Source organism: Streptomyces sp. RPA4-2, assembly GCF_012273515.2.
In the GTDB taxonomy this organism is placed as follows: Bacteria; Actinomycetota; Actinomycetes; order Streptomycetales; family Streptomycetaceae; genus Streptomyces; species Streptomyces kaempferi.
On sequence record NZ_CP050975.2, the window covers coordinates 1,908,755 to 1,919,991 of the forward strand.

An 11,237-nucleotide genomic window follows, 5' to 3' on the forward strand; every position below is an offset into this window, starting at 1 on the left:
TCGGGAGGCGGGCGCCACGGGGGTGTGCCCCGAAAGCGCCGCGGCGGGGGTGCGGGCGCGCAGGCGCGCTCGGAGGACGTACCGCGGTGAACGGACGCCGGAGTGCTACTGCTGTGCGTCCGGGGAGATCCGCTTCGCACCGAGCAGCACGGTGTCGCGACCGTCCTCCTCGGCGAGCTGGACCTTGACCGTCTCCCGCAGCGACGTGGGGAGGTTCTTGCCGACGTAGTCGGCGCGGATGGGCAGTTCGCGGTGACCGCGGTCGACGAGGACCGCGAGCTGCACGGCGCGCGGGCGGCCGATGTCGTTCAGCGCGTCCAGCGCGGCGCGGATCGTGCGCCCCGAGAAGAGCACGTCGTCCACGAGGACGACCAGCCGGCCGTCGATGCCGTCGCCGGGGATCTCGGTACGGGCCAGCGCTCGCGGCGGATGCATGCGCAGGTCGTCGCGGTACATGGTGATGTCGAGCGAGCCCACCGGGATCTTGCGGCCGGTGATCTCCGCGAGCTTGTCGGCCAGCCTGCGGGCCAGGAAGACGCCCCGGGTCGGGATGCCGAGGAGCACCACGTCGTCGGCACCCTTGGCGCGCTCGACGATCTCGTGGGCGATGCGGGTCAGCACCCGCGCGATGTCGGGGCCTTCGAGAACGGGCCGTGCACCGGCCGCGTACTGCTGCTTGTCCTGCTCAGAGTCCATACGAAACGGACCTCCTTCTCCGCCTCACGGGACGGATCATTAAAGGACGTCGGATTTGCGCCATCCACGGTACCAGGCCGGCAACGCGCCTGATCACCCCCCTTCGAGCCACCCCGGGTGACCCCCGTGGAGCGGTGGGTCCGGACCATTCCGCTTGACGGGGGAGAGTAACGCTGCGTAACCTCACAGTGAGTCACCAGAGTCACCAGCCGCGCGGCCGAGCCGCACGTTGATACAGCGTCCGGGGAGCTATATGTCCAGCGAATACGCCAAACAGCTCGGGGCCAAGCTCCGGGCCATCCGCACCCAGCAGGGCCTTTCCCTCCACGGAGTCGAGGAGAAGTCCCAGGGACGCTGGAAGGCGGTCGTGGTCGGTTCCTACGAGCGAGGCGACCGCGCCGTGACCGTGCAGCGTCTTGCCGAACTGGCCGATTTCTACGGGGTCCCCGTGCAGGAGCTGCTGCCCGGCACCACTCCGGGCGGGGCCGCCGAGCCGCCGCCGAAGCTCGTCCTCGACCTGGAGCGCCTGGCCCATGTGCCGGCCGAGAAGGCGGGACCCCTGCAGCGCTACGCCGCGACGATCCAGTCGCAGCGCGGTGACTACAACGGCAAGGTGCTCTCGATCCGCCAGGACGACCTGCGCACCCTCGCCGTCATCTATGACCAGTCCCCCTCGGTCCTCACCGAGCAGCTGATCAGCTGGGGCGTGCTGGACGCGGACGCGCGCCGCGCCGTCGCCCACGAAGAGGTCTGACCCCTTCGGACAGCTCAGCAGAAACGTGCCGCCGGGGTGGCCGGGACCATGAGGTTCCGGCCACCCCGGCGGCTTTCTGCGGGCCTCGGGGCCCTCGTGGGCACAGGAACGCCGGAGGGCCCGCAGCGAACGCGCTGCGGGCCCTCCGGCGATTTCCCACCTGTGTCCAGGCTGTACGGACGAGCCTCGGTCAGGCCTCGTCCCGGCGGAGCGACGGCTTGAGGTCCTTGAGCCGGCCCAGCAGTCCGTTGACGAACGAGGGCGACTCGTCCGTCGAGAACTCCTTGGCGAGCTGCACCGCCTCGTCGAGCACCACCGCGTCGGGGGTCCCGTCGACCCAGATCAGCTCGTAGGCGCCGAGGCGCAGGATGTTGCGGTCGACGACCGGCATCCTGTCCAGCGTCCAGTCGACGGCGTACGTCGCGATGAGCTCGTCGATCCGCTTCGCCTTGGTGGCGTAGCCCTCGACCAGCTCCATCGTGTACTCGCTGACCGGTGGCTGCCGGGTGTCGTTCCGGGAGTGCCGGATCCAGTCCGCGAGGACCGTCAGGACGTCCACGCCGCGCTGGTCGCCCTCGAAGAGGATCTGGAAGGCGCGCTTGCGGGCCGTGTTGCGGGCAGCCACGGTTAGCTGTTCACCCGGCCGAGGTAGTCGCTCGTGCGGGTGTCGACCTTGATCTTCTCACCGGTGGTGATGAAGAGCGGGACCTGGATCTGGTGGCCGGTCTCCAGGGTGGCGGGCTTGGTGCCACCGGTGGAGCGGTCGCCCTGGACACCCGGCTCGGTCTCCTGGATGACGAGCTCGACGGCGGCGGGCAGCTCGACGAAGAGCACCTCGCCCTCGTGCTGCGCCACGGTGGCCGTGAAGCCCTCGATCAGGAAGTTGGCGGCGTCACCGACGGACTTGCGGTCGACCATGAGCTGGTCGTACGTGTCCATGTCCATGAAGACGAAGTACTCGCCGTCCATGTACGAGAACTGCATGTCGCGCTTGTCGATCGTGGCCGTCTCGACCTTGACGCCGGCGTTGAACGTCTTGTCGACGACCTTGCCGGAGAGCACGTTCTTCAGCTTGGTGCGCACGAAGGCCGGGCCCTTGCCGGGCTTGACGTGCTGGAACTCGACGACGGACCAGAGCTGGCCTCCGTCGAGCTTGAGCACCAGGCCGTTCTTGAGGTCGTTCGTGGAAGCCACGGTTGCGGAATCTCCTGGACTGACGTGGACGACCCCGGGACACGCGCACAGCCGGGGGCTAGAGCGCGAGCAGTTCCTTGGTCGTGATGGTGAGTAGCTCGGGTCCGCCGTCCGCCTCGGGGCGTACGACGAGCGTGTCATCGATCCGGACACCGCCCCGGCCCGGGAGGTGGACCCCCGGTTCGACGGTGACCGGCACGCAAGCGTCCAGTTTACCCATGGCCGCGGGGGCCAACTGCGGGTCCTCGTCGATTTCGAGCCCGACACCGTGTCCCGTCAGTGTGGGAAGGGCCTCCGCGTACCCCGCGGAGTCGAGCACCTGACGGGCCGCGCGGTCCACGTCACGGTAGGCGACGCCGGGCACCAGCGCCTCGCGTCCGGCCCGCTGGGCGGCGAAGACGAGGTCGTAGAGGGCGATCTGCCAGTCCGCGGGCGAGGTGCCGATCACGAAGGTGCGGCCGACCTCGCAGCGGTAGCCGCGATAGGTCGCGCCGAGACAGACGGACAGGAAATCGCCCTCCTCGACCCGCCGGTCCGTGGGCCGGTGCCCGCATCTCCCGGAGTTCGGCCCGGTGCCCACCGAGGTCGCGAAGGCCGGTCCGTCGGCGCCGTGGTCGACCAGCCGGCGCTCCAGTTCGAGGGCGAGATGACGCTCCGTCCGGCCGACGAGGATGGATTCGAGGAGTTCCCCGAGCGCCTGGTCGGCGATCTCGGCGCCGACCCGCAGACAGGAGATCTCCTCCTCGTCCTTGATCACCCGCAGTTGTTCGACCGCGGCGCCCAGGTCGCTCAGACGCAGTCGCGGCGCCACCGACCCGATGGCCCGGTGCCGGGTCACGGTCAGGTGGTGTTCCTCCACGGCCAGCGAGTCGGCTCCCTGAGCGGTGGCGACATCGGCCGCGGCGACGGCCGGGTCACCGCCCGGACCCGACAGCGCCTGTACGCGCAGCGCCTCGTCCGGACGTCCCGCGCCGGCCTCGTCGGCCGGCGGACCCGCGCAGAGCAACAGGTCCTCTCCCCTGCCCAGCAGGAGGACGGCACCGCGCGGGGCCGCCCCCGCGAGATACCTCACGTTGGCGGGGCGCGTGACGAGCGCGGTCGCGCTGCCGCCCGCCGTACAGCGCTCCCTCAGCCGCTCGCGGCGAGCCGCGTACACCTCTGACATGAATCGAGCCTACGAGCGCCGACCCGATACCGCCGGTTCAGCGGGGCCGGACGGGCGCGTGGGGGTACGGGGCCCCAGGGTGTCGTCCCGTCAGGGCCGGGCTACCACTGCGGGGGGCTGGCGATCGAACGGGCGAGTACGTCGTCCAGGACCCGGGCCGTGGCCGGTACGTCGAGCTGCGAGTTGTCGATGATGGGCAGCCCGGAGCCGTACCAGCCGGCCATCCGGCCGTGGATGCGGGCGACTTCCTCGTCGGTGAGACGGCGGTTTCCGGAGCGCTCCGCGTTGCGCTCCAGGACTATCTCCAGGCCCGGCAGCAGGACGACGGGCAGCAGGCCCGGCCCGACGTGCCGCTTCCAGCCGCCGAGGCCGACGACCGGGCGGTCCGGGAAGACGGCGTCGTCGAGGATGCAGGAGATGCCGTTCGCCAGGAAGTTCCGTGCGGCGAAGCCGCAGGTGCGGCGGGCCAGGCGGTACTGCGCCTCCGAGTGGTCGTTCCACCCCGACTGGGGGTCGGCGAACCCGGAGCGCACCCATTCGCGTACGTCGTCGAGGCTGATGTGGGCCGTCGGCACGCGGCGGTGGTCCGCCCAGTACTTGGCGACGCTGGTCTTGCCCGCGCCCGCGGGGCCGATGAGCAGCACGGCGAGCGTGGTCGCCGTGGGATCGGGGGCACCCGTGGCGGGGGGTGCGCTCGGCATGCCGACCGGGCCGCCCGGGGGCAGCTGCACATGTCCCGTGCTGTCGGGCACGGGCGGTACGGGGACGTGCTGCGGGGGCGCGGGGTGCGGCAGGTGCGACGGCGGCGCCGGGGGTCCCGGCGGCGGGCCCGCGAAACCGGGAGCGGGTGCGCTCGTGGGTGCCGGACCGGGGTGTCCGCCGGGGTGCCCCGGGTGGTGCGCGGTAAGCGACCAGCCGGCGCCCGGTCCGTGCCCCGGCTGGTGGGGCGGCGGCAGCGGAGCCCCCACTGCGTGCTGCATCCGGTGCCACTCCGTCTCGTACAGGCGATGGGCGCTGGCGAGCGGAGCCTCGGTCCCGACCCGCTCTCCCCCACCCTAGAGGGCGCGGGAGGCGCCCCTACCGAACGGTACCTTCCCCGGCCGCCGTTGTGTGAACGGCCGGGGAAGGCGGGAAGTGCCCGTGACGCGAGGGCAAACCTGCCCAAGTGAGGGCCCGTTGGGTGTTACTCCCCGACTTCGCCGTACGCGGCGAGGAGCACGGCCGGGTCGGGGCCCTCCAGGACGGTCGGCTTGGCCAGCCCGTCCAGGACGATGAAGCGCAGCAGGTCGCCGCGCGACTTCTTGTCGACCTTCATGTTCTCCAGGAGCTTGGGCCACTGGTCGTGGCGGTAGCTCAGCGGGAGACCCACGGATTCGAGGATCGTGCGGTGCCGGTCGGCGGTGGCGTCGTCCAGCCGGCCCGCGAGCCGGCCGAGTTCGGCGGCGAAGTGCATGCCGACGGCGACGGCGGCGCCGTGCCGCCACTTGTAGCGCTCGTTCTTCTCGATGGCGTGCGCGAGGGTGTGCCCGTAGTTGAGGATCTCGCGCAGCCCCGACTCCTTGAGGTCGCCGGAGACGACCTCGGCCTTGACCTTGATGGAGCGCTCGATCAGCTCGGCGGTGTGCGGGCCCGCGGGTGTGCGGGCCGCCTGAGGGTCGGACTCGATGAGCTCCAGGATCGCCGGGTCGGCGATGAAACCGGCCTTGATGATCTCGGCGAGGCCGGAGACGAAGTCGTTGACCGGCAGCGAGTCGAGCGCGGCCAGGTCGCAGAGCACGCCCGCCGGCGGGTGGAAGGCGCCGACGAGGTTCTTGCCCTCGGCGGTGTTGATCCCGGTCTTGCCGCCGACCGCCGCGTCCACCATGCCGAGCACGGTGGTGGGGACGGCGATCCAGCGCACCCCGCGCAGCCAGGTCGCCGCGACGAAACCGGCCAGGTCGGTGGTGGCGCCGCCGCCCACGCCGACGATCACGTCGGTGCGGGTGAAGCCGGACTGGCCCAGCGCCTTCCAGCAGTAGGCGGCGACCTCGGCGGTCTTGGCCTCCTCCGCGTTCGGCACCTGGATGGCGACGGCCTCGAACCCCTGCCCGGCCAGGTCGGCGCGCAGTGCCTCGCCGGTCTCGGCGAGCGCCTCGGGGTGGACGACCGCGACGCGCTTGGCCCGGTCGCCGATCAGCCCGCCGAGCTCACCGAGCAGCTGACGGCCGACCAGGACCTCGTAGGGGTCGGTGCCCGCGGTGCCGCCGACCTGGATACGCGTCACTGCCTCGCTCATGCTTCCTTCAACTCCAGTGCGTCGAGGACGGCTTGGGCGACCTCTTCGGGGGTGCGGCCGTCGGTGGGCACGACCGCGCTGGCGACTTCGGTGTACAGGTGGCGCCGTGCCTCCATCAGGTCGCGCCACTGCCGTCGCGGGTTGACGGCGAGCAGCGGCCGGGCCACGTTCAGGCCGGTGCGCTGGACCGCCTCGTCGACCTCCATCGAGAGGTAGACGACCCGGTGCCCGGTGAGCAGCGCGCGGGTGTCCTCGTCGAGGATCGAGCCGCCGCCGAGCGCCAGGACGCCGTCGTGGCCGGCCAGCGCGCGGCCGACCGCGCTCTTCTCGACGGCGCGGAAGACCGGCTCGCCGTCGTCGACGAAGATGTCGGCGATGGTGCGGCCCTGTTCGGCCACGATGTCGTCGTCGGTGTCCCGGTAGGCGCAGCCGAGCCGCTCGGCGAGCAGCGCGCCCACCGTGGTCTTGCCGACCCCCATCGGGCCGACCAGCACGACCAGCGGTGCCGCGGTCACCGTACGACCAGGTTCTCGAGGTACGACTCGACGTTGCGCCGCGTCTCGGGGACGCTGTCACCGCCGAACTTCTCCGCCACCGCGTCCGCGAGGACCAGGGCGACCATGGCCTCGGCGACGATGCCCGCGGCCGGGACCGCGCACACGTCGGAGCGCTGGTGGTGGGCCTTGGCGGCCTCTCCGGTGGCCACGTCGATGGTGGCCAGCGCGCGCGGCACGGTCGCGATCGGCTTCATGGCGGCGCGGACGCGCAGCAGCTCGCCGGTGGTCAGACCGCCCTCGGTGCCGCCGGAGCGGCCGGTGGTGCGGCGGATGCCCTGCTCGCTGTGGACGATCTCGTCGTGGGCCTGGGAGCCGGGTACCCGGGCCAGTTCGAAGCCGTCTCCGACCTCGACGCCCTTGATGGCCTGGATGCCCATGAGCGCGGCGGCGAGCCGGGCGTCGAGCCGCCGGTCCCAGTGGACGTGCGAGCCGAGGCCCACGGGCACGCCGTACGCGAGCACCTCGACGACGCCGCCGAGCGTGTCGCCGTCCTTGTGGGCCTGGTCGATCTCCGCGACCATCGCCTTCGACGCGTCGCTGTCGAGGCAGCGCACCGGGTCGGCGTCGAGCTTCTCGACGTCCGAGGGCCTGGGGTAGACGCCGTACGGTGCCTTCGCCGCGGCGAGCTCGACGACGTGCGAGACGATCTCGATCCCGGCCGTCTCCTTGAGGTACGAGCGGGCCACCGCGCCCAGGGCCACGCGGGCGGCGGTCTCACGGGCTGAGGCGCGCTCCAGGATCGGCCGGGCCTCGTCGAAGCCGTACTTCTGCATGCCCGCGAGGTCGGCGTGGCCGGGCCGGGGCCGGGTCAGCGGGGCGTTGCGGGCGAGTTCGGCGAGGATCTCCGGGGCGACCGGGTCGGCCGCCATGACCTGCTCCCACTTGGGCCACTCGGTGTTGCCGACCATGACGGCCACCGGCGAGCCGAGGGTGAGGCCGTGCCGGACTCCGCCCAGGAAGGTGACCTCGTCACGCTCGAACTTCATCCGGGCACCGCGTCCATAGCCCAGGCGCCGCCGGGCGAGGTGGTCCGCCACCATGTCCGTGGTGATCGGAACGCCGGCGGGAAGACCCTCCAGCGTCGCGACAAGTGCGGGACCGTGGGACTCCCCCGCGGTCAGCCAGCGCAACCTGCTCAACGGTGCTCCTCATGCTCGCGCCCTGGTACTGCTGCTGCGTACACGCGTCCTCGCGTACGGCGACGGCGCGACCGGGTGCGCGGCCCGGGCCCGCCACCCCCGATCCTCCCATGGCCGGACCCCCCGTCCGGCCTCAGGTCCATCAGGCGGACGTGTCCGGTCGGGCCGGGGGATGCCCGACGGGACCGGCGGGAGGGTGCTTCAGCGTCCGGCGAGCGCGTGCTCGCCCGCGGTGCGCATGGCGCCCAGGGGGGCCGGGGAGCGTCCGGTCATCTTCTCGACCTGCAGCACGGCCTGGTGCACGAGCAGGTCGAGGCCGCCGACGACGGCGCCGCCGTACGCCGACCAGCGGGCGGCCAGCTCGGTGGGCCACGGGTCGTAGAGCACGTCGAAGAGGGTCGCCGGCCGCTCCGGGACCGCGGCGGCCAGCGCGTCCGTGGCGCCCGCCGGGGTCGTGGCGATCACCAGCGGGGCGCGCAGGGCCCGCTCGGCGTCCGCCCAGTCGGCGGTACGGACGGTCACGTCGAGCCGTTCGCCCCACTGCCGCATCTCGGCGGCGCGCTCGGCGCTGCGGACGTAGGCGACGACTTCTCCGGTGCAGACGCGGGCCAGGGCGGCCAGCGCGGACGAGGCGGTGGCCCCGGCGCCCAGGACGGCGGCGGACTCCACCTGCTCGATGCCGTGCTCGCGCAGCGCGGCGACCATCCCGGGGATGTCCGTGTTGTCGCCGACGCGACGTCCGTCGTCGGTGAGGACGACGGTGTTGACCGCCTCGACGGAGGCCGCCGTCCCGCTGATCCCGTCGAGCAGCGGGATGACGGCCCGCTTGAGGGGCATGGTCAGCGAGAGGCCCGCCCACTCACTGCCGAGATCCTCCAGGAATCCCGGCAGCGCCTCCTCGTCGACCTCGAAGCGGTCGTAGGACCAGTCGTCGAGTCCCAGTTCCCGGTACGCGGCACGGTGCAGCACCGGCGAGAGGGAATGGGCGATCGGCGAACCGAGGACCGCCGCCCGCCGGGCGTCAGTGGCCCGAACTCTCATTGAACTTGTCCTTGAGCCTCTGGAATTCGGCGTAGGTCTTGGCGAATTCGGTGTTGTTCTGGCCATCGGTCGCCACGAAGTAGAGCCAGCCGTCGTCGGTCGGGTTCAGCGCCGCCTTGAACGCGTCGTCACCGGGGTTTCCGATGGGACCGGGCGGCAGACCGCTGTTCGTATAGGTGTTGTACGGGTCCTTGTTGCGGTTGATCTCGGACTCGCTGATGTGGATTTTGCTCTGGCCCTTCAGGTAATTGAAGGTCGAGTCGAACTGGAGCAGTCGGTTGGTCTGAGTGTTCGTGGACTTGAGGCGGTTGTAGATCACCTCTGCCATCTTGCGGAAGTCGTCGTGGGTCTTGCCCTCGGCCTGGACCATGCTGGCGACCGTGACGAGCTGCAGCGGGTCGGCGAGGTCGAACTCCTTGGCCTTCGCCTCGAGGTTCAGCTTCTTGTAGTTCTCCACGGCCTGCGTGACCATCTGCTTCAGGACGGCTTCCGGCTTCATCCCCTTGGCGGCGGGATAGGTCGCCGGGTAGAGGAATCCTTCCAGCGGTTCCTTGATGTCCTTGTTGTTGTTCGCCCAGCTGGGCAGTCCGAAGGTCTTGTATTCCTTCTTGGCGACCTTGGCGGTGGTGCCGTCGGGAAGCGAGAGCTTCTCGTCGATCTTCTTGTAGACGAGGATGTTGCGCTCGCCCGGAACGACGACCACGTTGTTCTGGCTCTTGGGGTCGAGCATGAGCTTGACGGCGCTGGCGGCCGACATCTCTTTCTTCAGCAGATAGGCACCGGCCTGGATCTTCGTCCCGTCGGGGTTGGTCTGCTGCGCGGACACGAAGGCGTCGACGCTCTTGATGACGCCGGCCTGCTTCAGTGCCTGCGCGATCGCGAAACCGCCCGCGCCCTTGGGGATGTTGACCGTCACCTCTCCGGTGCCGCCACCCACGTAGTCCGGAGCCGGGCCGAAACGTTTTTGGTAGAACTGATACCCGAAGTAACCGACACCGCCGACACCGCCGCCGAAGACGAGTACGACCACCAGGCAGGCGCAGCCGCTGCGGCGCTTCTTGGTCGTGCCGCCTTTGCCGCCCCGGCCCTTCCGGTCGCCGCGGCCGCCTTTCGGATCGTCGTCGTCGGAGTCGTCGTCATCATCGCCCTCCGCGAAGAAGGCGTGCTCGCCCTGGTCCGGACCCGGGTCCCAGTCGGTCGGGGCCGGTTCGGGCTCGGCGCGGCGGCGCGCGGGCGGTTCCGGCGGCGGGTACGCGTCGGGGGCGTTGTAGAAGTCGGGCTGCTGACCGCCGTAGGCGGCGGCCTGGTTCGCGTACGGGTCGGTCGGGTCGGCCGCGTAGGCGACCTGGTGCTGTGTCCCGTTGTCCCAGCCGCCGTCGTGGTACTGCTGCTGGTCCTGACCCTGGTACTGCTGCTGGTCCTGACCCTGGTACTGCTGCTGCCCCGGGTCGGCGTACTGCTGCTGGTCGTGGCCGGGGTACTGCCCCCCGTACTGCTGCTGTCCCTGACCGCCGTAGTGCTGCTGTCCCTGACCGTGGTACGGCTGCTGACCCGGATGCTGCGGGCCCTGGTGCTGCTGACCCGCGGCATCGAACTGCTGCTGGCCGTAGCCGCCCTGCTGACCGTCGCTCCAGTCGCCGTACTGCGCCTGCTGCTGTTGCGGCTGCTGCGGATAGTGCTGCGGCTGGCCGCCGTAGGGGGGCTGGCCGTCGGCGGCCTGCCCTCCCCATCCGCCGTCCCCGTACAACGGGTCCTCCGGATGCCACGGTTCGGAGCCTGGGCCCCGGCCATACTCAGTCATCGATCCCCTAGAGCCGCGAGGCGGTGGCCGCTGGCGTGGTGGCTCGGCTCCCGTTCGCCTCATTTGCTGTGCGGTGGCTGTTCGAACACCACCACATCGCGCGGAACGTTACCGTATCGCGATCAGATGACCACTTCGACGCCCTCGCCAGGTGGATTACCTGACACCCGTTCGGATTCCAAGGCCTGTTGAAGGATGATCACAGCGGCCGCCTGATCGATGACCGACCTGCCCTTCTTCGACTTCACGCCCGAGGCGCGCAGTCCCTGACTGGCCGACACCGTGGTCATTCTCTCGTCGAGGAGTCTCACCGCGACCGGCGCGATCGACCGGGCGAGCTCCTGGGCGAAACCACGGACCTTCACGGCGGCCGGGCCCTCGCCCCCCTTGAGGGAGCGAGGCAGTCCGACGACGACCTCGATCGGCTCGTACTCCTCGACCAGCTGCCGCAGCCGGCGCTGGGCGGCGGGCACGTCCCGTCCCGGCACGGTCTCGACCGGAGTCGCGAGGATCCCGTCGGGGTCGCACGAGGCGACCCCGATCCGCGCGTCCCCGACGTCGATCGCGAGCCGGCGGCCGCGGCGCATGCCCCGGCCGTCCTGGCCGCCCGGACCG

12 protein-coding genes are annotated in these 11,237 nt (G+C 71.1%); 1 reads left to right on the forward strand and 11 read right to left on the reverse strand.

Annotated features, from left to right (window positions below):
• Window positions 1-105: 105 nt before the first annotated feature.
• Entirely contained in the window at window positions 106-696 is a 591-nt protein-coding gene (gene pyrR / locus HEP85_RS07980) for a bifunctional pyr operon transcriptional regulator/uracil phosphoribosyltransferase PyrR (protein ID WP_168527170.1), read from the reverse strand.
• Window positions 697-949: 253 nt separating this feature from the next.
• Here pyrR and bldD point away from each other — a divergent pair, with 253 nt between their 5' ends.
• Window positions 950-1,450: a transcriptional regulator BldD gene (gene bldD / locus HEP85_RS07985; protein WP_148007825.1), complete on the forward strand. Its 501-nt coding sequence runs from the start codon at window positions 950-952 to the stop codon at window positions 1,448-1,450.
• Between the two features lie 190 nt (window positions 1,451-1,640).
• Here bldD and nusB read toward each other — a convergent pair whose 3' ends face one another.
• From nusB to ruvX, 10 genes are all read right to left on the reverse strand, one after another.
• On the reverse strand, window positions 1,641-2,075 hold the full coding sequence (gene nusB / locus HEP85_RS07990) for a transcription antitermination factor NusB (RefSeq protein WP_168527171.1): 435 nt from the start codon (window positions 2,073-2,075) through the stop codon (window positions 1,641-1,643).
• A gap of 2 nt (window positions 2,076-2,077) precedes the next feature.
• Window positions 2,078-2,644, reverse strand: a complete 567-nt coding sequence (gene efp / locus HEP85_RS07995; protein WP_010988257.1) for an elongation factor P — start codon at window positions 2,642-2,644, stop codon at window positions 2,078-2,080.
• Window positions 2,645-2,702: 58 nt separating this feature from the next.
• Entirely contained in the window at window positions 2,703-3,809 is a 1,107-nt protein-coding gene (locus tag HEP85_RS08000) for an aminopeptidase P family protein (protein ID WP_329525880.1), read from the reverse strand.
• A 101-nt stretch (window positions 3,810-3,910) separates the two neighbouring features.
• Window positions 3,911-4,789, reverse strand: coding sequence for a Pro-rich N-terminal domain-containing protein (locus HEP85_RS08005; protein ID WP_168527173.1), 879 nt, complete (start codon window positions 4,787-4,789; stop codon window positions 3,911-3,913).
• A 203-nt stretch (window positions 4,790-4,992) separates the two neighbouring features.
• Window positions 4,993-6,084, reverse strand: coding sequence for a 3-dehydroquinate synthase (gene aroB, locus HEP85_RS08010; protein ID WP_168527174.1), 1,092 nt, complete (start codon window positions 6,082-6,084; stop codon window positions 4,993-4,995).
• Window positions 6,081-6,599, reverse strand: a complete 519-nt coding sequence (locus HEP85_RS08015) for a shikimate kinase (protein ID WP_168527175.1) — start codon at window positions 6,597-6,599, stop codon at window positions 6,081-6,083. Before HEP85_RS08015 ends, aroB begins: the two co-directional genes overlap by 4 nt.
• A complete protein-coding gene (aroC, locus tag HEP85_RS08020; RefSeq protein WP_168527176.1) occupies window positions 6,596-7,780 on the reverse strand; it encodes a chorismate synthase in 1,185 nt (394 codons plus the stop codon). The genes HEP85_RS08015 and aroC overlap by 4 nt, the downstream gene beginning before the upstream one ends.
• 201 nt (window positions 7,781-7,981) lie before the next feature.
• Complete coding sequence (locus HEP85_RS08025) at window positions 7,982-8,821, reverse strand: shikimate dehydrogenase (protein ID WP_329286350.1); 840 nt, start codon at window positions 8,819-8,821, stop codon at window positions 7,982-7,984.
• Window positions 8,802-10,622, reverse strand: coding sequence for an endolytic transglycosylase MltG (mltG, locus tag HEP85_RS08030; RefSeq protein ID WP_168527177.1), 1,821 nt, complete (start codon window positions 10,620-10,622; stop codon window positions 8,802-8,804). The genes HEP85_RS08025 and mltG overlap by 20 nt, the downstream gene beginning before the upstream one ends.
• Before the next feature lie 122 nt (window positions 10,623-10,744).
• The gene (ruvX, locus tag HEP85_RS08035; protein ID WP_168533427.1) at window positions 10,745-11,209 is read right to left on the reverse strand and encodes a Holliday junction resolvase RuvX; all 465 of its coding nucleotides are present in this window, start codon (window positions 11,207-11,209) and stop codon (window positions 10,745-10,747) included.
• Between the last annotated feature and the right edge of the window lie 28 nt (window positions 11,210-11,237).